General features: G+C 57.2%; 20 protein-coding genes. 10 read left to right on the top strand and 10 right to left on the bottom strand.

Annotation, left to right across the window (positions count from 1 at the left end; all coding sequences use genetic code 11):
- The first annotated feature begins 205 nt into the window (after positions 1–205).
- Both trxA and CRD13_RS06485 read left to right on the top strand, forming a co-directional pair.
- On the top strand, positions 206–526 hold the full coding sequence (trxA, locus tag CRD13_RS06490) for a thioredoxin (protein WP_016421730.1): 321 nt from the start codon (positions 206–208) through the stop codon (positions 524–526).
- 410 nt (positions 527–936) lie between these two features.
- Positions 937–2,121, top strand: a complete 1,185-nt coding sequence (locus tag CRD13_RS06485) for an N-acetylmuramoyl-L-alanine amidase (protein WP_048733139.1) — start codon at positions 937–939, stop codon at positions 2,119–2,121.
- Between the two features lie 26 nt (positions 2,122–2,147).
- Here CRD13_RS06485 and CRD13_RS06480 read toward each other — a convergent pair whose 3' ends face one another.
- From CRD13_RS06480 to rpmH, 8 genes are all read right to left on the bottom strand, one after another.
- Positions 2,148–3,101 carry a hypothetical protein gene (locus CRD13_RS06480; protein WP_070429068.1) on the bottom strand — a complete coding sequence of 318 codons (954 nt, stop codon included), beginning with the start codon at positions 3,099–3,101 and terminating at the stop codon, positions 2,148–2,150.
- 11 nt (positions 3,102–3,112) lie between these two features.
- The gene (locus tag CRD13_RS06475) at positions 3,113–4,390 is read right to left on the bottom strand and encodes a ParB/RepB/Spo0J family partition protein (protein WP_070429069.1); all 1,278 of its coding nucleotides are present in this window, start codon (positions 4,388–4,390) and stop codon (positions 3,113–3,115) included.
- Between the two features lie 21 nt (positions 4,391–4,411).
- Positions 4,412–5,368, bottom strand: coding sequence for a ParA family protein (locus tag CRD13_RS06470; RefSeq protein WP_016421734.1), 957 nt, complete (start codon positions 5,366–5,368; stop codon positions 4,412–4,414).
- Between the two features lie 278 nt (positions 5,369–5,646).
- Positions 5,647–6,282, bottom strand: a complete 636-nt coding sequence (rsmG, locus tag CRD13_RS06465; protein WP_049193120.1) for a 16S rRNA (guanine(527)-N(7))-methyltransferase RsmG — start codon at positions 6,280–6,282, stop codon at positions 5,647–5,649.
- Positions 6,283–6,602: 320 nt separating this feature from the next.
- Entirely contained in the window at positions 6,603–7,751 is a 1,149-nt protein-coding gene (yidC, locus tag CRD13_RS06460) for a membrane protein insertase YidC (protein WP_070429070.1), read from the bottom strand.
- An 87-nt stretch (positions 7,752–7,838) separates the two neighbouring features.
- Positions 7,839–8,171 carry a membrane protein insertion efficiency factor YidD gene (yidD, locus tag CRD13_RS06455; RefSeq protein ID WP_083229182.1) on the bottom strand — a complete coding sequence of 111 codons (333 nt, stop codon included), beginning with the start codon at positions 8,169–8,171 and terminating at the stop codon, positions 7,839–7,841.
- Positions 8,131–8,511, bottom strand: a complete 381-nt coding sequence (gene rnpA, locus CRD13_RS06450) for a ribonuclease P protein component (RefSeq protein ID WP_048731381.1) — start codon at positions 8,509–8,511, stop codon at positions 8,131–8,133. Before rnpA ends, yidD begins: the two co-directional genes overlap by 41 nt.
- A gap of 20 nt (positions 8,512–8,531) precedes the next feature.
- Positions 8,532–8,669, bottom strand: a complete 138-nt coding sequence (gene rpmH / locus CRD13_RS06445) for a 50S ribosomal protein L34 (protein WP_005511646.1) — start codon at positions 8,667–8,669, stop codon at positions 8,532–8,534.
- Between the two features lie 694 nt (positions 8,670–9,363).
- On the opposite strand from rpmH, the gene dnaA reads away from it, so the two are divergent.
- The 7 genes from dnaA (at position 9,364) to CRD13_RS06410 (ending at position 19,982) form a co-directional block, all read left to right on the top strand.
- Complete coding sequence (gene dnaA / locus CRD13_RS06440; RefSeq protein ID WP_048731378.1) at positions 9,364–11,112, top strand: chromosomal replication initiator protein DnaA; 1,749 nt, start codon at positions 9,364–9,366, stop codon at positions 11,110–11,112.
- Positions 11,113–11,614: 502 nt separating this feature from the next.
- The gene (dnaN, locus tag CRD13_RS06435; protein ID WP_048731377.1) at positions 11,615–12,805 is read left to right on the top strand and encodes a DNA polymerase III subunit beta; all 1,191 of its coding nucleotides are present in this window, start codon (positions 11,615–11,617) and stop codon (positions 12,803–12,805) included.
- Between the two features lie 9 nt (positions 12,806–12,814).
- Positions 12,815–14,014 carry a DNA replication/repair protein RecF gene (recF, locus tag CRD13_RS06430; protein WP_048731375.1) on the top strand — a complete coding sequence of 400 codons (1,200 nt, stop codon included), beginning with the start codon at positions 12,815–12,817 and terminating at the stop codon, positions 14,012–14,014.
- A 5-nt stretch (positions 14,015–14,019) separates the two neighbouring features.
- Entirely contained in the window at positions 14,020–14,682 is a 663-nt protein-coding gene (locus CRD13_RS06425; RefSeq protein ID WP_049170117.1) for a DUF721 domain-containing protein, read from the top strand.
- Between the two features lie 289 nt (positions 14,683–14,971).
- Positions 14,972–17,011: a DNA topoisomerase (ATP-hydrolyzing) subunit B gene (gene gyrB, locus CRD13_RS06420; protein WP_016421743.1), complete on the top strand. Its 2,040-nt coding sequence runs from the start codon at positions 14,972–14,974 to the stop codon at positions 17,009–17,011.
- A gap of 95 nt (positions 17,012–17,106) precedes the next feature.
- Positions 17,107–17,982 (top strand): alpha/beta fold hydrolase, encoded by an 876-nt coding sequence (locus CRD13_RS06415; RefSeq protein ID WP_187401445.1) that lies wholly within the window; start codon positions 17,107–17,109, stop codon positions 17,980–17,982.
- Positions 17,983–18,029: 47 nt separating this feature from the next.
- Entirely contained in the window at positions 18,030–19,982 is a 1,953-nt protein-coding gene (locus CRD13_RS06410) for an alkaline phosphatase family protein (protein ID WP_070549581.1), read from the top strand.
- Between the two features lie 13 nt (positions 19,983–19,995).
- Here CRD13_RS06410 and CRD13_RS06405 read toward each other — a convergent pair whose 3' ends face one another.
- Together CRD13_RS06405 and CRD13_RS06400 are read right to left on the bottom strand one after the other, a co-directional pair.
- A complete protein-coding gene (locus CRD13_RS06405; RefSeq protein ID WP_049170123.1) occupies positions 19,996–20,334 on the bottom strand; it encodes a hypothetical protein in 339 nt (112 codons plus the stop codon).
- Complete coding sequence (locus CRD13_RS06400; protein WP_049170125.1) at positions 20,331–20,558, bottom strand: hypothetical protein; 228 nt, start codon at positions 20,556–20,558, stop codon at positions 20,331–20,333. Before CRD13_RS06400 ends, CRD13_RS06405 begins: the two co-directional genes overlap by 4 nt.
- 269 nt (positions 20,559–20,827) lie before the next feature.
- Here CRD13_RS06400 and gyrA point away from each other — a divergent pair, with 269 nt between their 5' ends.
- Positions 20,828–23,344, top strand: coding sequence for a DNA gyrase subunit A (gyrA, locus tag CRD13_RS06395; protein ID WP_239659997.1), 2,517 nt, complete (start codon positions 20,828–20,830; stop codon positions 23,342–23,344).
- Position 23,345 lies beyond the last annotated feature (1 nt).

Here is a 23,345-nt window from a genome sequence, read left to right as displayed (position 1 = left end):
TCATCGAGCACTTGCAGCGTTCTCAAGAACACCATTAATTAACAATTTAGTACTTCACTCGCACCACCGGAAGCCCTAATTTTTGACGCCTTGAGCGCCAAATCCGTACGCGAGGCTGAAGAAGCTAGGTTGAAAAATTAGAATCAAGACCACAAAACAAAACCACTAAGAACTCAAACGAGCTCATTCTAAGGAGAAGAATTTCATGGCTCCGGTAACCGTCACCGCCAACACCTTTAAGTCCGATGTCCTCGAATCCGATAAGCCGGTGCTTGTTGATTTCTGGGCAGAGTGGTGTGGCCCGTGTAAGAAGATTGCTCCCGTTTTGGACGAGGTTGCGACCGAGCTCGATGGCAAGGCCGTCATCGCCAAGGTCAACGTTGATGAGGAGCGTGCACTGGCTGGCATGTTCCAGATCATGTCCATCCCAAGCCTGCTCCTATTCAAGGACGGCAAGAAGGTCGAAGAGATTCGCGGAGTCCGCCCGAAGGGCGAAATCACGTCGCTCATCGAAAAGCACCTTTAAAAGAACTTGGGGTTGCTCCTTATCCGATACGAGGTTACGACTGCCCACCCGCCACTTCGCTATTGCCACCTTCGTTGGACACACCCCATTATGATGTGACTGAAGTTGTGGTTGTGATTTAGAGTTAGTCCTGGGGTTCTGCCGTCGGGCTAGCCGACGCGCCCTCGTAACAATCAATTCGCGCCTGCGACCTGGTAATCTTGCTGGAAATGGCGGTTTACGTCTTCCTTAATACCGTGAAGGAACCAGGTTGCCGCCAACTTGAGAGGTATTGCTGACCATATCCTCTGAGAGTGCGCGAGATTTCTTAACTGAAGTTTCGTTTAGCTCACTGGCCAGTAATACTGATTAAGTGTTGTGAGGACCCACAACGGCCTAAACATAATTGTGGAGTTCGGAAGGGAGTTTTCGTGCCAGAGTTTCTGAAGGTGGGCGATAGGTCACCTCGTGTAGCCGAGGTACGTTCTACCCTGGCTCGTCTTGGGCTTCTGCCCAATTGGGAGGGCTCAGCCGCGGAGGAGAACTCGCCTCAGTGGTCTGGTGACGATGACCTCTTTGATGAGGATATGCGCAACGCTCTCCTGGCGTTCCAACAGTCCCGCGGTGTCTATGCCGACGGGATCATCCGCGACAGCACCCTGCGCCTACTGCGAGAAGCCTCGTACACTCTGGGCACCCGCGTACTGTCCTACGATCCACTGTCACAAATGACCGGTGAGGACGTAGGCGTTCTCCAAGCTACCTTGCAGGAACTCGGCTTCCACGATGCCCGAGTAGACGGCCACTTTGGCCCGAAGACCGATGCCTCTGTACGTGAATACCAGCTCAATTACGGGCTGGAGCCCGACGGTATCTGTGGTCCCGTTACTCTCCGGGCGCTCAGCTACTTGGGCAGGAGGGTTACTGGTGGCTCTGTAAACGCCTTCCACGAGAAGGAAATACTGCGCACGATGGGGCCGAAGCTCTCTGGAAAGCGCATTGTCATTGATCCAGGTCTTGGGGCAGGGGAGCCCGGCATTGTGGTCGACGGCCCTTACGGTCAGATTTCTGAAGAAGAGATTCTTTGGGATTTGGCCTCTCGCATCGAGGGTCGCCTTGTCGCGGCAGGTGCAGAGACTATTCTGTCTCGTCCTCGTACCGACAATCCGTCCATCGAGGATCGCGCTGAGATGGCCAACGCATTTGGCGCTGACGTCTTCATCTCCCTGCAGGCCGACCACTATCACAACAACCGCGCCAGCGGTATTGCGACTTTTTACTTTGGCTCGATGAAGGGCTCCAACTCCATTCTGGGCGAACAGCTCTCTGGCCTTATCCAGCGAGAGATTGTTGCCCGTACGAGCCTGGTAGACTGCCGCTCGCACGCCCGTACCTGGGATCTCCTCCGTCTGACCAGGATGCCCACGGTGGAAGTCGCCGTTGGTTACCTGACCAACGAGGATGACGTCGCAATTCTTTCTTCCCCAGATCAGCGTGACGTAATTGCCGAATCTATCGTTGTCGCTGTAAAGCGTCTGTACCTGGGCGATGAAGAGCAGCAGCCAATGACCGGCGCTTACAGCTTTGCGCAGCTGATTGAAGAGGAAAAAGCCTAAACACGGCTGATCAATCAAACCCGGCGCTAAAGACTGAACAGCTTTGAGCGCATAAAGGGTTCTTTCGCACTTAGATCCAACGCATGGCCGATTTCTTCGTCCCAATCCAATTCCGCATCCAACTCGATACGGAGTTTCGGATGAATCGGATGTGGAGTGACCACCCGAAACCCGGAGTCAAGAAGGGTTCGCGTACGAATCAAATCACCGGCGTTATGGTTAATCGCCGCCAACGAATCTGAAATACACGGCTTAGGATTTAGCTTTTCTTCAAGTTGCGCTTCGAAATCAGCGATTAGGTTCTCCGTACCGTCGTCAGGCGTTGGCGATGACGGCGTGGGTCCCGACATAGAATCCGCTGTGCCACTGCAACCAAACGCCTCTACCGCTGAAATCCCGCGCAGCGCGAGCTTGTGCAGAGCGGTCACAATGAGAACGCGGAGCATGTCATCATCGACCTCTAAAGCGTTGTAATGGAGACTCGTCAGCGCAATCGCATCCGGCGATATTGGCCCGGAAGGCATGGAAAATGTCGTCGGGCAGAAGCGCGGGGGCGCAAAGAGGAGCGTGCCGACGGTCTCAGGCTTCCCATCGATAAGTGATGCCGGTGGCTTTCGCCGTAGCGAATATCCGCACGGCCCCCAGGAAAGGTAGACGGTATTGAGCCATGCTTCCTTCTCCAAGCGCACCTGGGCGGCTAAATCAGAGCTTAGGACGCTATTTAAGGGGCTCTCACTAGCTCCGGTAGGCCGAGTAGGGGGTTGGCTGTCCGAATGCTTTAAATCGCCGTTGAGAGCTTCATCCTCTTTTGCCCTGCGAGGGTCCAATTTAGGTTCGCGCGGCTCAGACGAGAAGTGGGGTAGGGCAGTTGCAGTACGGATATGCTCCATGCCCTGTTCCCAAAACAGGCTTAACATCGTCTCCGGATAGATTCCATCGATGTCGGCCAGCGAGATTTTCTCGATGAATACTTCAGTCACAGTAGCCGGGTTTACTCTTCGTCGAGATGCATCAGTGACATGATGCGATCAAAGTCCTCGAGGTTGCCGAATTCGATGACAATTTTGCCCTTACGCTTGCCCATCTGGGCAGTCACCTTCGTATCAAAAGAATTGGACAGGCGATCAGCCCAATTGTGGAGTACCTCCGGCTGCGGAGTGGGCTCGCGGTGCTGCTTCTTTGGTCGCTCGCCTGCATTGAGTAATGTCACTGCTTCTTCGGTCGCACGGACGGATAGTCCTTCAGCAACAATTCGCTCGGCGAGGCGCTGCTGTTCCTCCTTACCTGCCTTGACCCCAAGCAAGGCACGTGCGTGGCCAGCCGACAGAACACCGACCGCTACTCGTCGCTGTACCTCCACCGGCAACTGCAAGAGTCGAATCATGTTGGTAATAACGGGCCGCGAGCGACCGATACGATCCGCGAGCTCTGCCTGAGTAACACCAAACTCATCGAGCAGCTGTTGGTACGCAGCGGCCTCTTCGAGTGGGTTCAACTGAACGCGATGGATGTTCTCTAGTAGGGCATCGCGAAGCAGGTCCTGGTTTGGAGTATCGCGAACGATGGCGGGAATCGTGTCAATTCCAGCTCGCTGAGAAGCACGCCAGCGACGTTCACCCATGATGATTTCAAACTCGGGTTGCGGCGCGTTCGGATCTTCCTTGCGCGCTGCCTCGAGTGCGGCCGCACGACTATCCTCAGAGATTGGTCGTACGATAATCGGCTGCAATAGACCGAACTCACGAATAGAGTGAGCGAGCTCATTTAGGGGCTCCTCATCGAAGACCTCTCGTGGCTGCTTCGGGTTCGGCGTGATCAGCTTCAAGTTGATCTCGCGATAGGTCGCGCCAAACTCGTTTGCGGCCGAAGCGTCAACATCGGTAGCCTCGGCGCTGCCATGGTCCGCTGCTCCCGACGTCGTCGAGGGCAATGTTTCACGTGAAACATCACTAGACTTACCAATAACCTTATCGTCACTGTGACGTTTCTGCGCCTCATTGGTATGAGGTTTGCTCTGGCCGGATTTTGCAGATTTTCCGGCGTTTTTGCCTTCAGTCAACGAGGTGCCGGATCCCGTCGCGGCTGCCCCCAGTACGTCGGCAACTCCGCTACTTCCAGGCTGCTTCGTCCCCTGGGTACGGCGGGGACCGAAGATAATATCCGCGGCACTCTCACCTACCGAGGGGTTAGCCGCCGGAGCAGTTGGGATCAGCGCGGCGATACCGCGACCGAGCCCTCCCTTGCGGTTCTCCTTTTTTTGATTCGACATCGGTAACTACTCCTAGTGGCTTTAATTTGTCTCAGTGGAATTGGACGGGGTAGGGGAGGAAGCTGGTTTTTGCCCAATCGCACTTCCACCCGGAACTGCGGAATAGTCGCCACGCGTTGCCAATTCCTTCGCGGCGTCAAGATAAGCAACTGCGCCCCGAGACCCTGGATCGTAGGAAATTACGGTCTGCGAATATCCCGGCGCCTCCGATACCTTCACGGATCGAGGGATGAGATTACGTAGCACAACCTCACCGAAGTAGTTACGAACCTCATTGGCAACTTCTTCCGAAAGCTTGGTGCGGCCATCGAACATAGTGAGCAGCACAGCAGAAATATGTAGCTCCGGATTGAGATGCTGACGAATCATCTGCACGTTATTCATCAGCTGAGTCACACCCTCCAAGGCGTAAAACTCACACTGAATCGGAATCAAAACCTCGTTGGCGGCAGTCATCGAATTCAGAGTCAACAGACCGAGCGAAGGAGGGCAGTCAATAATGAGAAAGTCAAAGCCGTTGTCAATCAGGTACTGATCTGACACTGCATCGAGAAGTCGGCGCTCACGGTTCAGGAGCGAGACCAGCTCAATCTCGGAGCCCGCCAAGTCCAACGTCGCTGGCACACAAAAGAGATTCTCAGATTCAGGGGAACGCTGGATGACATCGTCAATCTGTAGTTCGCCAATTAGAAGCTCATACGTCGACGGGGTCCCGGAAACATGCTCAATCCCCAGGGCCGTAGAAGCATTTCCCTGCGGGTCATTATCGATGACTAGCACCTTGAGACCATGCCGCGCGAGCGCCGACGCGATGTTGACTGCCGAAGTGGTCTTGCCCACGCCACCCTTCTGGTTGGCGATAGTAATACGGCGCGGGCGTTCGGGGCGTGGAAGCGATAAACGGTTCGGGGCCTTAACTTGCGCTGCCCGTTGAGCTGCCGCAGCGATGGGTGTGTCTTGCCAGGACTTCCGGCTCATTAACTATTCCCCTTACAAGCACAGCAATCACCAATCATGGCCACTGGAGTGCGAATAAAAACTTAGTAACTATCTGCAAAAGCGTAATCATCAAGCCCCAACAACCGTTAGACGCCGACGATTGTGGAATGTTTCACGTGAAACATCCACCTTGGTCGCTAGGACTTTGCCATACCGCGATACTTATCCCACTCTAGCCCGACGGCACTACGCGCCTCAATGCCGAAACCAGAACACAAACGAATCCGCAGTGGAGTTGGGGGAGCGGGGCTTACAGCCTACTTCTTCTGAATAATCACGGCGTACGTCGAAGTTCCCAACACGGAACCGCCGACCTCTACGACGCGGGGATTAATTCCCTTCGCCTTAGCAATAAGCTTTGCATCCCGATCGATTTCCTCTTGGGCAGTTCCACCCTTCAGTGCAACCATCGCGCCTCCGGATTTAACTAAAGGAAGCGACCATCCCGCCAACTTCCCAAGAGGGGCAACAGCGCGGGAGGTGACGACATCCACTTGGCCAATCTCAGCGCGAACCACTTTCTCCTCAGCACGCCCGCGAACTACCGTTACATTGTCCAGCTCAAGATCTTCCACAACTTCGTTCAAAAAGGTTGTACGGCGCAGCAATGGTTCCACAAGAACCACCTTCAAATCCGGTCGCGCAAGAGCAAGCGGAATGCCGGGCAAGCCAGCCCCCGAACCAATATCCGCAACTACAAGCCCTTTGCCTATCGCTTCTCCAACTACCGCAGAATTGATAATGTGCCGATCCCACAGCTTTGGAGTTTCACGTGGTCCAATCAAACCTCGGACTGTCGCCTCCTCGGCCAACCATGAGTGGTAGCGGTATGCCCGATCGGCATTGTCTCCAAACACGGTATCTATCACCGAACGCAGATCTGCATCGACCAAACCTGCGGAGGCTTCTTGCTTATCGACGTCTTTCGCGGAGTTACTCAACAGTTCCTCTAACCTTTCCAATGGGGCAGCTGTGCCGTCACTCGTCGAGCTTTTCAACACCCCTAGTGTACGACAGTGCAACAGCGATGTTTCACGTGAAACATTGATCAAAGTTGGATGCCAAACTCCAGGCCCCGGAGAAAATTACATGCCTGTAATAACAGTGACGTTGTTTGCTCGATAGAGCACCAAGGCAAGCAAAAACGCCCCGCATCAACTGCGGGGCGTTTCGATTATTTAACTTATGTAGACGAAGGGCGATTCCACTTCAGCTATTTCTTTTTCCGCTTCCGGTTCTTCCGATTTGCGGGTTTCTGTCCTGGCGCTGGCTTCGAGGCTGGGCCCTGCTGTCCCTTCCCCGAATTACCATCCGGAAGATGGCTAGAAGCCTTTTTCGCTGCAGAGGCCTGACCGGACTGCGCCTGCTGCGCATTCTGCGCTGCCTGACGCTTGCCACCCTTCTTCGGATTGATTGGCTTCTGGCCAACCTTCGGAGCGAGCTTCTCCTGTGCCTCGCGCTTGGCAGCCTTCTTAGCTGCGACAGCTTCCTTCTCTTCCTCATCCAGCTTGCCGAAGATGTAGCGCTGCTGGAAGTAGGTCCAGACGTTGTTAGTCACCATGTAGACAAGAAGACCGATGTGCCAGAAAGCACCGGTAACAAGAATCATGATCGGGAAGAACCAAAGCATCATCTTGTTCATCATGTCCATCTGCTGCCCCATAACGCCTTCCTGGCGCTTCACCAGACCGGCTTCCTGGCGGGCACGCGTGCGGTCAACAGACATGCGAGCGTTGAAGTGCGTTGCCAGTGCCGCGATAACGATCAGCGGAATGGCAACGATCATGATGTCCATGCGGGTGAAGTCCGCAGGCGTACCAGGCACGGTAAAGGCTGCGTATTGATCCTCACCCATACCAACCGAACTGGACAGTGGAGCATTGAGCACACGAGCCAGCAGGAAAGACCGCACCTCATCTACACCGAAGATGTAGTTAGGCGTATTCCAGTTCTGCTCCACCGACATGCCGAGCGCATTGCCCGACGTACCCGTTCGGTTAAACGAACGCAGCACGTGGAAAAGACCAATGAACACAGGCATCTGAACCAGAATCGGCAGACAGCCGCCGAGCGGGTTGACACCCATTTCCTTCTGCAGCTGGCGCATAGCAAGAGCCTGCGCCTGCTGATCGTTCTTGTACTTCTCCTTGATCGCCTGCATCTCAGGAGCGAGTTGCTGCATCTTGATGGCAGAACGCTGCTGGTTCAGCATCGGCTTAAACAGGAGGATACGGATGGTGACCACAAGCAAAACAATGGCCAGCACCCATGAGATACCCGAGGAGGGATCGAATAGGAAACCTGAGGCCTTATGCCAGAACCACAGGATGGCCGAAATCGGCCAATACACGAAATTGAGCACGGTCTAAGATCACTCCGTTCTTTAGGGGGACAGCGCACTCGCGCCTTCGTCTACAAAGCCCGGTCAAAGGCTAAGCATTACTAGAGGTTACCTGTGCATTCGCTTCAACCACGAACCCAGGCCGGGGAATGTGACAGGAACTGGATCCCAGCCGCCCGGATGCCAGGGTGCGCAACGGAAGATACGCAGGAGAGTCAGCCACAGGCCACGAATAGCTCCAAAGCGGCGCACGGCCTCAAGACCATATGCGGAGCAGGTCGGTTCAAAACGACATGTGCTCGTTGGCTTCAGATTAGAGATACGACGGCGGTAGAAGAGAATCGCCCTCTCAGCCACACGTGCAGCGGGGGCCTGGGCGAGGGGGCCGTCGTCAAGCGAATTAGCGCCGACGTTCGTATGTGGCGAGTGCCGATTGCACATCGTGGGACAGCTCCTGGCTGGTGGCTGTGGCAGATGCAGGCAGCGCGCGAACGACAATGTCCATGGTGGACGGAAGATTCTGCGCGGCCGCGGCCATAACATGGCGAAGCTTGCGGGATACAGCGTGACGAGTCACAGCGTTGCCCACAGCTTTAGATACGACAAGACCGACACGCGGACCACCAAACCTGGCAATCTGCGTATCGGTCTTATCTTCACCGCCAGAAGCGGCGGTGTCACGAATATGCAAGACCAAGGTCTTGCGTCCGATTCGGCGTCCACGTCGTACGGTGACCGTGAAGTCACGCGAAGAACGCAGCTTATTGCTCTGAGGGAGCACCGAAATCGGTGTCCTCTTGCTTAAGCGGACAGGCGGGCACGGCCCTTGCTGCGGCGTGCTGCCACAACGGCGCGACCGGAACGGGTACGCATACGGGTACGGAAGCCGTGCACGCGTGCACGACGGCGGTTATTCGGCTGGAACGTCCGCTTCGACACGGTTGACACTCCTTGAAACTCAAACGACCACGAGTCCACGCTGAACACACCGCAGTAAACTCCTCGCTTCGAGTGCGAGGCAGCGATGCGTCTGACGCATTCCCGTGATGCACGGAAAAATTACTTACCGACAGATTGAAAGCTACATGCGTTCTGTCGGGTCCAAGCACAAGCTCGGACTCATATCTCAATGGATATGAAACACCCAGATAGGTTACGTCGAATCGAGCGAGAAATTCAAATCAACACGCCGGATTTACCTGGAGAATCATTTTCCAAGTTTTCCGACGGTACCGATGTTGACCTGTGGAAATACTGACCTATGCACTGCAATCCACAGGGCGTTTATCCCATCAGCTGTGGATAACTTCCACACCATGAATCACAGCGAGCAGGGGAAATAACGTGTTTACCTAGGTAAACGCAGACTAGGGGGCTATTTTTCATTGTGGGCAAACTGTGGATAAACTGTTAGTCAATTAGCGACAAGGTTTATCCACAGGTGTGGACAAACATGTGGAAGTCCTGCTCGGGGCGTATAGCACCTTGTGTAGAAACACCCCACAGGGCGAATTACAATAAATAGCCCCCAAATGGGCAGATATGGCGCTCTCGCCATGCCAAAAACACTCCACAAAAACAGGTCGCCTCGATAAATTTGATGAACGTAAACATGTAAAAGGACATTCACACAGTGAGCGAACAACCAGAATTGCCAGGTGGACTCTGGGAGCAGGTCGTTTCTATCCTGACTTCACCAGAAGGTGCGCCGGAGTTGGGCATTGCACCACTACGCCCGCCACACAAGGCACTGCTGCGGTCAGTGACGCACACTGGTGACTTTCCAGGTTTTTTCCTGCTCAGCACTCAATCGCCAGTGGTGCAGGCACTGGTAAAAGAAGAGCTCAAGGGCATTATCGAGGCCGTCTTAGCCTCGCTGACCGGCGAGGAGTTGGAAACGGTCATCACCGTTGCCGATCCTGCTGACGACGCTGAAGATAGCCAGGCAGCAGAGACCACTCAACCATCTGCACAGCACTCGGGGCAGATGCCATCTGCAGCTTCGCGTCCGCAGCAGGCTCAGCGTCAACAGCCAAACCAGCAGCACCAGCAGCAATCTGGCCGCAACTACCCGTTCCCCAGTGCAGATACGAACGACTTCAATCTCCACGAGCAGCACCAGGGATCGACGCAGACGCCACAGGTGTCGCAGACGCACCAGCCGAATGTCCATAATCAGCAGAGTGCCCAGTCACAACGCCGATCGATGGACGCCGTAGATTCGATGGCCCAGGGGCTTTCGCACTCATCTGCCGAGAATCCGATGACTATTGCTGATCAGCGCCAGGTCACAAGTCCTTTCCGTTCCGAGAGCCACGGCACTCCAACCGAGATGAGCATGCCTTTCGAGGAGCCCACCCTCAACCCGAACTACACCTTCGAGACCTTCGTTATTGGTCCGCAGAACAAATTCGCCGCCGCAGCCGCCGTCGCTGTTGCAGAGTCTCCGGGGCGCACCTACAACCCGCTGTTTATCTCCGGCGGTTCGGGTCTTGGCAAGACGCACCTGCTCCACGGCATTGGTCACTACGCCAAGCATTTGTACCCTAACCTGCGGGTTCGTTACGTTTCCTCGGAAGAGTTCACCAACGACTTCATTAATTCCGTGCGTGACGACGCCCAGGAATCCTTCAAGCGTCGCTACCGCGATTTGGACATGCTCATCATCGATGACATCCAGTTCTTGGAGGGCAAGGAAGGTACACAGGAAGAGTTCTTCCATACGTTCAATGCCCTGCACCAGTCCAATCACCAAATTGTGCTGTCGTCGGACCGCCCACCACGCGAGCTTAAGACCCTGGAGGATCGCCTTCGTACCCGCTTCCAGTGGGGGCTCAATCCGGATCTGCAATACCCGGACTTGGAGACGCGAATCGCAATTCTGTCGAAGAAGGCACAGCTGTCTGATTTGGTCGTTCCGCATGATGTACTCCAGTACATCGCGGAGAACACCTCGTCTTCTATTCGTGAGCTCGAGGGGCGTCTCCTGCAGATTAGTGCTCACGCATCCATGATTCATGAGCCTGTGACCTTGAAGTTTGCGCAGGAGATCCTCGGTGCCGACGAAATCGAGGTGCAGATTACCCCGGAGATCATCATCTCCACCACGGCTGAGTACTTCGACTTAACGGTTGCGGATTTGGTGGGCCCGGGTAAGACTCGCCCGGTCGCTCATGCACGCCAGATTGCTATGTACCTGACGAGGTCCTTCACCGAGCTTTCGTTGCCGTCGATTGGCCGAGAGTTCGGAAATCGTGACCATTCGACGGTTTTGCACGCTGAACGCAAGATTGTTAAGGAAATTCAGGAGAAAAAGCCCTCAAAGGACCAGGTCAACGACCTGACTACACGCATTCGTGACCGAGCTCGCGGCACGGCTTAAAATCCTTGGGTTCGGCGTGCGGAATTCTTGTTATTAACTGCGGTTTTTCCGTGCACAGAGCTGTGGACAACTCCTAAATTTTGTGGATGAAAGATGAAGCCCGAACACTATCCACAGACACCCCAAGTTATCCACAGTTAGACGCACTGGTTATCCACAGCGCGAAATCAGTGAAGACCAGCGGGAATCATGTAATTTCACAATGTGCACACCCCCTATTACTACTCCCGACTTTAAAAATCTCTAGAAACTTCTAGATAAAAGGGGGCCTGCGCACAACCTCTGGCAAGCAACCTCTCGCGCACAACTTCATAAATGCCAAGAACGAGTAAGAACTACGATCAAGCACTAGACGGACTACAAGAATCCCAGTGAGGTCTTTGGCAGTCTGCAGTAGAGTTGTACGATGGAATCTTTGTAACTCCAGTCATGTGCGCTGACATAGCGTGCTGACAACACAAAAGACGGCTAATAACAGACATCCAATACCGGTGGAGGAACGATGGAGCAGACCGAAGTCCGTATTCGCGCGGCTAAGGACGATCTCGCGGGTGCGGTGAGCTGGGTTGCTCGTAACCTGCCTGCACGCCCGACTCAGCCGATTCTGCGTGGCATGATTTTTCTCGCGGATGACAATGGTCTGCAGCTCGCTGGCTATGACTACGAGGTCTCGACTCAGATTCGTATTAGTGCAGAGGTCGATGAGCCCGGTCGCTTCGCCGTCAATGGCAAGTTGGTTTCTGACATTGTCTCTAAGTTGCCGAATAAGCAGGTAGAGATGCACTTTGATGGCACGAAGGTCATCGTTCGCTGTGGTTCTTCCCGCTTCGAGCTACCAAGCCTGACCTTGGAGGATTACCCTCAGCTACCAGAAGCTCCGGCTGCTACCGGTACTGTCGATGCTGCTCTGCTGGCTGAGGCTATTGGTCAGGTCGCTATCGCTGCCGGCAAGGATGAGTCGCTGCCGATGCTGACCGGCATCCGGATGGAAACCGAAGGTAACGAGGTCACTCTCGCTGCCACCGACCGTTTCCGCCTGGCGGTTCGCAGTTTCGAGTGGGAGCAGATCCCTGAGGGGGAGACCAAGCTGCTCATCCCGGCAAAGACATTCGCGGAGACTGCCCGCACTCTCGATACCACTTCCAGCGAGCCAGTGACCTTGGCATTCGGCGACGGATCCGATGATCGTGAGGTCGGCTCTGAAGGTCTGCTGGCTATCCTCGCCGATCCTCGTCGCACTACCACGCGACTGCTGGACGCCGAGTTCCCGAAGTTCCGCCCGCTGCTGCCGAAGCAGCATTCCTCCATGGCTGTTGCTCGTGTTGACCAGCTGCAGGATGCCATCCGTCGTGTGTCTCTGATGGCGGATCACGGTGCGCAGATTCGCATGGACTTCTCCGACGGCCAGGTTGTCCTTTCTGCTCATGGCGACGAAGTTGGTCACGCAGAAGAGACTGTGGCCTGCAACTTCTATGGGGAACCACTTCTGATCGCCTTCAACCCGCAGTACCTGCTCGAGGGGCTCAGCGCTGTTCGCTCCCACCGCGTTCTGCTGGGCTTTACGCAGCCGTCGCGTCCCGCGATTCTCATTCCAGAGCCGGAAGCTATCCCGGAGCTCGGTGAGGACGGCTTCTACCCAACGCCGGAGACCGACTTCACTTACCTGCTGATGCCTGTACGCCTGCCGGGCTAGTCTGCGGCTATGCACATTCGGTATTTGTCCTTGCGGGACTTCCGCTCCTGGCCGGAGTTGGAAGTCGAGTTCACGCCTGGAATTACCGTATTTACCGGGCAAAATGGCTACGGCAAGACCAATATCGTCGAGGCCGTTGGGTATCTCTCCACGCTCGGTTCGCATCGAGTGTCTACGGATGCTCCGCTGGTTCGTTCGGGGACCCCGTCGGCACGCATTTCGGCGACGGCGGTCAATGATGGCCGCGAGCTGACGGCGCATCTGCTCATCAATCCGCATCGCGCGAATCAGGCGCAGATTAATCGCACGCGGCTGAAGTCTCCGCGGGAGCTGCTGGGGATCGTTAAGTCGGTCTTTTTCTCGCCCGAGGATCTCACGCTGGTCAAGGGCGAGCCCGCTTCCCGTCGCCGATACATCGATGATTTGCTCGCTTTACGACGGCCATTGTCCGCCGGTATCCGCATTCAATATGACAAGATTTTGCGTCAGAAGAATGCGCTGCTGAAGTCGGCGGGCTCGACGCTGCGCCGTGGCTATTCTTCCTCGGAGGGGCAGGCCGCCCTGAGCACGCTGGATACCTGGGATGCGCAATTGGCGCAGGTGGGAGCGGCGTTAATGGCTGCGCGCATGGATTTGATCGCCGAGCTTTCCGAGCATGTCAGCGAGGCCTATGCCACGCTTGCCCCGCACTCGCGCCCAGCCACGATTGCCTATGCGCCGAAGGTCGACAGTCTGGATGGCGGGCCATTGCCCAGCGAACCGGAGCTGCTCGAGGCACTGCTGCTGACGAAGATGGCGGAGCGCCGCACCGCGGAGATTGAGCGCGGTTCCTGTCTCGTTGGTCCGCATCGCGATGATCTCAACCTCATTCTCGGCAATGACCCCGCCAAGGGCTTCGCTAGCCACGGCGAGACCTGGTCTTTTGCACTCGCGCTGCGTCTCGGCGCGTACTTTTTGCTCCGTGCCGATGGGCCCGACCCGATCTTGGTGCTTGACGACGTGTTTGCGGAGCTCGACCGGCATCGTCGGGAAGCTCTCATGGAAATCGCGCAGCAGGCTGAGCAGGTGTTGATCACCTCGGCGGTGGGGGAGGAGTTGCCTCAGGCACTGGTCGAGGATTCTTCTGTCACTCATCACACGGTGACGGTGGCGCAGACTGAGCAGGGGCGAATCTCACTGCTGGATGAAAACCCAGTCGCGGAAGAGTGACGGGTATGGTCGAGAACATGGAGCCGGATAACTCACCGGAAGAAGAAAAGGACCTGATCAGCGACGCTTTCTTCCGCATGCGCGATGCCGCTAAGGAGGGCGGTCACAAGTTACCGAATCTCCAGCGGCCACCGAAGAAGAAGGGCTCGTGGTCTGGCCTCGATAGCCGTGTGCCTGTGAAGGCCGCGGAGGGGATTGTTGCGGACGTCGATAAGCAGCGGGCAGCGCAAGCAGTGGTGCGAGATCGTGCCGGTACGGTGATTTCGCCGAGCTTATTGAAGGAGGCGGGGATTCGGCTGTACCGGAAATATGACCGTCGACCTGCGCCGATTGGTGCGGTGCTGAATAAGGCAGTAGTCGATCGCGGCTGGCAGATCCACATTGCCCACGGTGTGATCATGACGGAGTGGGATTCGATGGTCGGCAAGGTCGTCGCGGAACATTCCCAGGTGAAGGAGTTCAAGGACGGCACTTTGGTGGTCGAGTGCCAATCGACAGCATGGGCAACACAGCTGCGGCTAGCACAGCGACAGGTTTTGAAGTCGATCGCGGAACGCGTCGGCGATGGGGTGGTTGAGGAAATTAAGGTGCTGGGGCCGAAAGCGCCGAATTGGCGCAAGGGCAAATTGCACATCGAGGGCCGAGGACCGCGTGATACTTATGGGTAAAGGTCGGTAAACGGTCTACGAATAGGCGTCGGTATGCGTAAAACTGCGAAATTTGGTCCTTTGAGCGCATCGGCTATATCCACAGTAGGGGACTACGTTGGGGTAAGATGGGCAGGAGAATACCGGCAGGCGGTTCTTGAGACGTTCTCGGCATCCAAACTAGCCAGACCTATCTAGTAGTCCTATGTAGTTCTGGCTGGCGCCGATAGCGCTTGACCGCCGGCCTATTTTTCGCGCGCTGACGAATGTTGTGCGGGGAGAGAACCAAGAATAGGAGACGCGCCGAACCGTGGCTGCTACCGAACATCAATATGACGCCTCATCGATTACCATCCTCGAGGGCCTCGAGGCCGTGCGTAAGCGGCCGGGTATGTACATTGGCTCGACTGGTGAGCGTGGCTTGCACCACCTGGTGTGGGAGGTTGTAGACAACTCCGTCGACGAGGCGATGGCGGGTTACGCCACCGATGTTGAGGTCACTCTGCTGGAAGACGGCGGCGTTCAGGTCCGCGATAACGGCCGTGGTATTCCTGTCGAAATGCACCCGTCGGGCATGCCGACGGTGCAGGTGGTTATGACTCAACTGCACGCCGGCGGCAAGTTTGACTCCGAGTCCTACGCTGTTTCCGGTGGTCTGCACGGTGTGGGTATTTCGGTGGTTAACGCGCTGTCGACGCGTATGGAAACCGAGGTCATCCGTGATGGCTACACCTGGTACCAGAACTTCGACCAGGCCGTCCCGGAAGAAATTATCCGAGGTAAGAAGACTCGTGGTTCGGGCACCACACAGCGTTTCTGGCCGGACCCGGAGATTTTTGAGACCACCGATTTCAAGTTCGACACCATTTCTCGCCGCTTGCGTGAGATGGCGTTTTTGAACAAGGGCCTGACCATCACGTTGGTGGACAAGCGTGTCTCCGAGGAAGAGCTCGAGGCTGAGGCTCTGGCGGAGCAGGCGGAGACCGAATCCGCTGAAATCGCCAAGGATGCGGTTGAGGAGCAGAAGGAGAAGGCAGAGAAGACCACCAAGCCGAAGGAGCGCCGCAAGGTCTTCCACTACCCGAATGGTCTGCGGGACTATGTCGAGACTCTGAACAAGTCGAAGAACATCATCCACCCGACCATCATTTCCTTCGATGCTGCAGGTGACGGCCACGAGGTCGAGATTGCAATGCAGTGGAACTCGGGTTACTCCGAGTCGGTGCACACCTTCGCCAACACCATTAACACCATTGAGGGTGGCACGCACGAAGAGGGCTTCCGTTCTGCGTTGACATCGCTGATGAACCGCTATGCGCGTGAGCACCGCCTGTTGAAAGAGAAGGAAAACAACCTCTCCGGCGAGGACTGCCGTGAAGGTCTCGCTGCCGTGATTTCGGTGAAGGTCGCCGATCCGCAGTTCGAGGGCCAGACGAAGACGAAGCTCGGTAACACCGAGGTGCGTTCCTTCGTCCAGCGCATGACTAATGAACACATCGGTCACTGGCTGGAGGCCAATCCGGCTGAGGCCAAGGCCATTGTTAACAAGGCCATTGCTTCGGCACATGCCCGTCAGGCGGCTCGTAAGGCCCGTGACCTGGTGCGTCGTAAGTCCGCGACCGATCTTGGCGGTCTTCCGGGTAAGTTGGCGGACTGCCGTTCGAAGGATCCGAAGCAGTCCGAGCTGTTCATCGTGGAGGGTGACTCCGCAGGTGGTTCTGCAAAGGCAGGCCGAAACTCGCTGTTCCAGGCCATTTTGCCGCTGCGCGGTAAGATCTTGAACGTCGAGAAGGCGCGCCTGGATAAGACGCTGAAGAATAACGAGGTCCAGGCCATTATTACGGCGCTGGGCACCGGTATTCACGACGAGTTCGACATCGAGAAGCTGCGCTACCACAAGATTGTGCTGATGGCCGACGCCGATGTCGATGGTCAGCACATTGCCACGCTGCTACTGACGCTGCTGTTCCGTCTGATGCGTCCGCTGATTGATGAAGGGCACGTCTACCTCGCCCAGCCGCCGCTGTACAAGCTCAAGTGGGCCAAGGGTGAGCCGGGCTACGCCTACTCCGATGCTGAGCGCGATCAGCTGCTGGAAGAGGGGCTGGCTGCCAACCGCAAGATCAACAAGGACGATGGTGTTCAGCGTTACAAGGGTCTCGGTGAGATGAACGCCGCTGAGCTGTGGGATACCACCATGGATCCGGATCACCGCGTGCTGCGTAAGGTCGCCCTCGAGGACGCGCAGAAGGCGGACGAACTGTTCACCATTCTGATGGGCGATGACGTCGCTTCACGACGTTCGTTCATTACCCGTAATGCGAAGGACGTTCGCTTCCTCGACGTCTAAGCCGATACCAAGTCTGGTTATCGGCTTGTCGGTTCCCCTGACAAAACCTCCGTTCAGCCATTAATGTTTATGAAATGGAAGATACTCGGGGAAGCATGGTCAACGGGGAACCGCCAGTCGAGCCACGTATTGTGCAGGAGACATTGCCAGATGGCTCCGTGACCCCGATGGCGCTTCGGTTTCCCGAAGGTTCGCCTCGGGGCATTGTCGTTATTTGGCCGGGCTTTGGCATGGGTGCTCGCTACTACCGGCCGATTGCCCAAGAGTTACAGCGTCGAGGTTTTTGCGTCCTGACCTCGGAGTTACGCGGCCAGGGTAACCAGACTGCGGTGGCCACCCGCCGTCACAATTGGGGCTACCAGGATTTAGCGTCGGTGGATTATCCCTTGGCGGTGGCTCGTGCTCGGAAGGAATTCGACCATCTGGCAGCAGGGGAGAAGCTACCCGTCTACTTGCTGTGTCATTCCATGGGCGGTCAGATTGCCTCGCTGTATCTGGCCCGACCGGAAGCGGACGTGGCCGGCGTAGTGATGGTCGGCTCCGGTACTCCGCACTACAACTGTTTTACTGGCAACGAGTACAAGCGGCTTCGCTACGGTGCACCGTTTATGCAGGTGGTGTCCCAGATCCTGGGCTATTGGCCAGCGGGCAGGCTTGATTTGGCCGGCTATGGCCGCCAGGCTCGTAACCATGTGGTGGAGTGGGCGCGGTTCTCGCGCACGGGTCTTCTGCGACCGCGCGGTGCGGATATCGACTACGCCGCTGAGATGCCGAAGGTGACCACCCCGGCGCTGCTGCTGAACTGTGGTGGTGACCGTGACTGCCCGGAGGCTTCCGCACAGGCGCTGGCACGGATGCTGCCGAATTCGGCAAAGTACGAGTTCATTGAGCAGCGGCTGGGCCACAATCGCTGGGCGCGTGAGCCACAGGCTGTGGTTGACCGTCTAGAGCAGTTTATTGAGGAAATTTAAACCGCAATTTTCCAGCTGGTAATCTGCGCTTCTTAACGTAGATGCCTATGGCAACTTCACCTAAAAATATATCTGAATTTTCCCGTCGGCACTTCCTGCAGACCGCCGCAGGAGTCGGTGCTGTCACCGCTGCGAGCACGCTGCTGCCGCCATCATTGCGCCATGCACTCGCGCAGCCCCGACCGGCTGGCTCCCTCGACCAGGTTGAGCACGTTGTCGTGTTGATGCAGGAAAACCGCTCTTTTGATCACTACTTCGGCACTCTCCGAGGTGTGCGGGGGTACAACGACAATTCCGCTTTGCCGGGCGTTTTCAACCAGAGTGGGGTCAGTCCATACCTGATTCGCAACGCCGCTAATCGCGGTGATCTCTCGGTGGAGTACATTGCAAGTTTGCCGCACGGTTGGGAAGACGGGCAGGTTGCACTAAACGGCGGCCGCTGTAACGGCTGGATCGAGGCCAAGGGCAAGGGCACGATGGCCTGTTATGACCGCCAGGACATCGCGTTCCAATTCGCTCTCGCAGAGACGTTCACTATCTGCGATGGTTACTTTTCCTCGATGCCTACGTCGACAAGCCCGAACCGCAACTACCTGTTTTCGGGTGATACCCGAAAGGAACCGTGGGGGACTGGAGCGGTTGGCAATGCGGCGTACGAGCCGACGCACCCGGGGTACAGGTGGCGCACGTATGCCGAGGATCTCTCGGCGGCTGGGGTGCCATGGCGCGTCTACCATGAGTGGGATAACTACACCGACAACAACCTGGATTTCTTCGCCGCGTTTCGAAATATTGGCCGCAAGGTCATTCGTGAGGCCGGGCTGCCTGGTCGCGACATGACGGGCTTCCACGAGAAGCTGCTGGAACTGGGCGATGGGATGCCGCCAACTGCAGAGCAGCAGGAGATGGTCGACCGCCTGAATGCCGCTGTGGAGAAGCTGCCTGAGGCGGAACGGAATCTCTACGATCGTGCGCTTTACCGTCGCCAGCCGGGCACGCTCGCTGATGCTTTCCGACGGGACGTTGAATCCGGACAGCTGCCAAAGGTGTCCTGGATTGTGCCGTCGGCCGCGGAAAGCGAGCACCCGGGAGCGTCCTCGCCGATTCAGTCGGCGAATATCACTTACCGCCTGTTGGATGCGTTGGCCTCCAACCCGGAGGTGTGGGCCAAGACCGTCTTCCTGATTAACTTTGACGAGTTTGATGGTTACTTCGACCATGTGGTGCCGCCGCTGCCGCCGAAGAATGAGCCGGGGGAGTGGTACCTGGGCAAGCCGAAGGGGCTCGGTTTCCGCGTCCCGATGACTGTCATTTCACCGTGGTCGGTGGGTGGTTTGGTGTCCTCAGAGGTCTTCGATCACACTTCGGTGATCCGTTTCCTGGAGCAAGTCACCGGCGTGAGCTGCGGAAATATCACTGATTGGCGTCGTCGGGTATGTGGTGATTTGGTATCCACACTGGACTTCTCGGCGTCTACGGGAATGCAGCTTCCAGAGCAGCCGGGACCAGCGCCGGAGTTTGTGAAGCGCTGGGAGGCGGAGCCGGCCGGTGACTATCCTGTGCAGGAGTCCGAGCAGGCGACCGCGCTGCCGACACCGTACCGGCTGCACGCCTACCTCAAAGGCGGCAATCTTGTGCTGGTCAATGACGGTTCCCGTGAGGCTGTTTTCGCTGTTTACAGTGGCAATAAGGTGGAGCATCACACGGTGCTCGGTACGTTAGAGCTGCGAATTGGACTCCTGGAGCGCGAACTTACCGTGTGCGGCCCGGACCGCTTCCTGCGTGTATTCAGCAAGACGGCGAAAGAGTTGCCGGAGGTCACTTTGGAGCACGCGGCGGGACGTGTTCTAGTTGGCGGGCAGGACCGGACGGCTGATTATGTCCGTGATGGTTGGTACGAGGTTGAGCTGGCTGAAGGTGAGGCCACGGCGTATTACACGGGCCGGCTGGAGTCCGGCAATCGCATTCCGACCAGCCCGTTTACCCGAAAGAGTGACTAGGCCCTGTCCCCGGCTAAGTGCCGCCTTTGACCAGATCCCACGTCTCTGCGAATGACAGCTCTTCGCCGTTGGTGGTGAGGAGTATGTGTGCAAGTAGTGCGCCCAGTGCGGTGTTGCCAAAACTTAGTGGTTTCACGTGAAACGTTGCGTAAGCGACCGCCTGCGCTGCCGCAGAAATCGCGGGAAAGCTACGGTGACCAGCAATGACTCCTGAGCTGGCGGCGACAATAGCGCTGATTGTCCACGGCCTCGCAAGTGTAGCGTCGGCCAATTCCGGCACTGTGGCCACCAGTTCATCGGTAGCCGCCAGGATAGCGGCCTCGCTGAGAGGCTGAATCTGAGGCGCGCTCATTCTTGTACTCCGCGGGGCCTTGGGGAGCTCAACTTTCGCAGCAGCGCCATGTCGGTATCAATTACGCTTGCCGTAATTTCCCGGGCTTGACCTTGTTGAAGGGCTCTCGTGGCGGCGGATTCGATGGCGCGAATGACGGCCTCGTGTTTAGACACGCCCTCCATGTGCGCCAGCAGAGCCAAGGCGGTGTCCTGTTCTTTCGTGAGTCTCAAGGTCATCGCCATCGCATTTGCTCCCTGCTATCTAACTGCGCTTCTTAACTGCGCTAGTTTGTTTCTCGCTATCAGGCCTAAAACCCCAGATTTGATACCACAATGGTATCGAAAAGTTGCACACGGCGTCGAAAAGCGGGCTCTAAAGCCCTGTAGAATGGATGCGAACCTCTTTTAAGTAAAGGAAGCAGTCATTGAGCGACGATAACAACAACGACGGCTCATCTTTCGGAAGTGGAGTATTGGGCCACCAGGTTCGCCCGATCGACATCAATGAAGAGATGCAGTCGAGCTATATCGACTACGCCATGAGCGTGATTGTTGGCCGTGCGCTGCCGGAGATCCGTGATGGTCTCAAGCCGGTGCACCGCCGCATTCTCTACGCCATGTTCGACAACGGCTACCGCCCGGAGCGCGGCTATGTGAAGTCCGCAAAGCCGGTTTCGGACACGATGGGTAACTACCACCCGCACGGCGACCGCGCTATTTACGACACCATGGTGCGCATGGCGCAGCCGTGGTCCATGCGCTATCCGCTTGTCGACGGTCAGGGTAACTTCGGCTCCCGCGGTGACGACGGCCCCGCAGCTATGCGTTACACCGAGGCCCGTCTGACGCCGTTGGCCATGGAAATGGTGCGCGATATTCGCGAAAACACCGTCGATTTCCAGCCGAACTACGACGGTCGTACGACAGAGCCGGTTATTCTGCCGTCGCGTGTCCCGCAGCTGTTGATGAACGGCTCCGGCGGTATTGCCGTCGGTATGGCCACCAACATCCCACCGCACAACCTCCGTGAGGTCGCGGATGCCATCAACTGGTGCCTGGACAACCCGGAAGCGGATGAAAAGACCACGCTGGATGCGGTCATGGAGCGCATCAAGGGCCCGGATTTCCCAACTGCCGCCCAAATTGTCGGCGATAAGGGCATCAAGGAGGCCTACACCACCGGCCGTGGTTCGATTCGCATGCGCGGTGTGACCTCGATTGAGCAGGAGGGCACCCGTCAGTCGATTGTCATCACTGAGCTGCCGTACCAGGTCAACCCGGACCGCATGATTGCCAACATCGCGGATCAGGTCAAGGACGGGCGTCTGCAGGGCATTGCCTCGATTGATGACGAATCTGACCTGAAGTGGGGCATGCGTATCGTCGTCAAGCTCAAGCGCGACGCCGTACCGCGTGTGGTGCTGAACAACCTGTACAAGCACTCCCAGCTGCAGACCAGCTTCGGTGCGAACATGCTCGCCATCGTCGACGGTGTGCCGCGTACGCTGCGCATTGACCAGATGGTGACGCTGTATGTCGCCCACCAGATTGAGGTCATTGTTCGACGGACCCAGTTCCGCCTGGACGAGAAGGAAAAGCGCGCCCATATCCTGCGCGGCCTGGTCAAGGCCCTGGATATGTTGGACGAGGTCATCGCTCTGATTCGCCGGTCTGCCACGGTTGATACCGCGCGCACGGGCCTGATGGGTCTGCTCGAAATCGACGAGATTCAGGCTGACGCCATTTTGGCGATGCAGCTGCGTCGTCTGGCTGCTCTGGAGCGCCAGAAGATCATTGACGAGTTGGCTGAGATCGAGCTCGAGATCGCCGACCTGAAGGACATCCTGGCCAAGCCGGAGCGTCAGCGCGCCATCGTTAAGGAAGAGCTGGGCGAGGTCGTGGAGAAGTACGGCGATGACCGTCGTACCCAGATTGTGGCCGCTGAGGGCGACGTCACCGAAGAGGACCTCATCGCCCGCGAAAACGTGGTTGTGACCATTACTTCCACGGGCTACGCCAAGCGCACCAAGGTCGATGCCTACAAGGCCCAGCGCCGTGGTGGCAAGGGCGTGCGCGGTGCGGACCTGAAGCAGGACGACATTGTCCGCCACTTCTTCGTCTGCTCCACGCACGACTGGATTCTGTTCTTCACCAACAAGGGTCGCGTCTACCGACTCAAGGCCTACGAACTGCCGGAGGCCACTCGCGCCGCCCGCGGCCAGCATGTCGCCAATCTGCTGGAGTTCCAGCCGGAGGAGCGCATCGCCGAGGTGCTGCAGATTCAGAGCTACCAGGACAGCCCGTACCTGGTGCTGGCCACCAGCGAGGGCAAGGTAAAGAAGTCCCGTTTGGAGGACTACGAGTCCGCTCGTTCCGCTGGCCTGATTGCCATCAACCTGCGCGAAGGCGACTCCCTCATCGGTGCCCGTCTGTGCTCTGCTGACGATGACCTGCTGCTCGTCTCCGAGCGCGGCCAGGCTATCCGCTTCACCGCCTCCGACGACGCGCTGCGCCCGATGGGCCGCGCCACTGCCGGTGTCCAGGGCATGCGCTTCAAGGGCGACGACAAGCTGCTCAGCATGGTCGTGGTCGAGGAAGAGCACAACCTGCTGGTCGCAACGACCGGCGGCTTCGGCAAGAAGACCAAGCTCAGCGAGTACACCCCGCAGAACCGCGGCGGTATGGGCGTGCTGACGCTCAAGTACGACCCGAAGCGTGGTCCGCTGATGGGCGCCCTGGTGGTGGACAACGACGACGAAATCTTCGCTGTCACCTCCGCCGGCGACATCATCCGCACCAACGTCAACGAGATTCGCGCCACCTCGCGTGCCACTAAGGGCGTGCGCCTGGTCAACCTCGCTGACGGCGTGGAACTGCTGGCTATCGACCGCAACGTCGAGGATGAGGGCGAAGAGACCGCTTCTAAGGTCTCTGAGGCCGGAACCTTGGACGTAGTCCCGAAGCGCACCGGCGCCACCAAGAGCACCGGTGCTGCCGAGTCCGGTGACTCGGAGGCGGAGAAGGAGTAAG

It is taken from the genome of Corynebacterium sp. LK26, assembly GCF_014335085.1.
GTDB lineage: Bacteria > Actinomycetota > Actinomycetes > Mycobacteriales > Mycobacteriaceae > Corynebacterium > Corynebacterium jeikeium_D.
The sequence above is the reverse complement of the archived record's forward strand: the minus strand, read 5'-3'. Positions and strand labels throughout refer to the sequence as shown.

Excerpts from the sequence above, each read along its gene's own strand:
- trxA (WP_016421730.1), top strand. The coding sequence starts at position 206 with ATGGCTCCGGTAACCGTCACCGCCAACACCTTTAAGTCCGATGTCCTC.
- CRD13_RS06475 (WP_070429069.1), bottom strand. The coding sequence starts at position 4,390 with ATGTCGAATCAAAAAAAGGAGAACCGCAAGGGAGGGCTCGGTCGCGGT.
- CRD13_RS06470 (WP_016421734.1), bottom strand. The coding sequence starts at position 5,368 with ATGAGCCGGAAGTCCTGGCAAGACACACCCATCGCTGCGGCAGCTCAA.
- yidD (WP_083229182.1), bottom strand. The coding sequence starts at position 8,171 with ATGTGCAATCGGCACTCGCCACATACGAACGTCGGCGCTAATTCGCTT.
- dnaN (WP_048731377.1), top strand. The coding sequence starts at position 11,615 with ATGGAGCAGACCGAAGTCCGTATTCGCGCGGCTAAGGACGATCTCGCG.
- recF (WP_048731375.1), top strand. The coding sequence starts at position 12,815 with ATGCACATTCGGTATTTGTCCTTGCGGGACTTCCGCTCCTGGCCGGAG.
- CRD13_RS06425 (WP_049170117.1), top strand. The coding sequence starts at position 14,020 with ATGGTCGAGAACATGGAGCCGGATAACTCACCGGAAGAAGAAAAGGAC.
- CRD13_RS06415 (WP_187401445.1), top strand. The coding sequence starts at position 17,107 with ATGGTCAACGGGGAACCGCCAGTCGAGCCACGTATTGTGCAGGAGACA.
- CRD13_RS06410 (WP_070549581.1), top strand. The coding sequence starts at position 18,030 with ATGGCAACTTCACCTAAAAATATATCTGAATTTTCCCGTCGGCACTTC.
- CRD13_RS06405 (WP_049170123.1), bottom strand. The coding sequence starts at position 20,334 with ATGAGCGCGCCTCAGATTCAGCCTCTCAGCGAGGCCGCTATCCTGGCG.
- CRD13_RS06400 (WP_049170125.1), bottom strand. The coding sequence starts at position 20,558 with ATGGCGATGACCTTGAGACTCACGAAAGAACAGGACACCGCCTTGGCT.
- gyrA (WP_239659997.1), top strand. The coding sequence starts at position 20,828 with ATGCAGTCGAGCTATATCGACTACGCCATGAGCGTGATTGTTGGCCGT.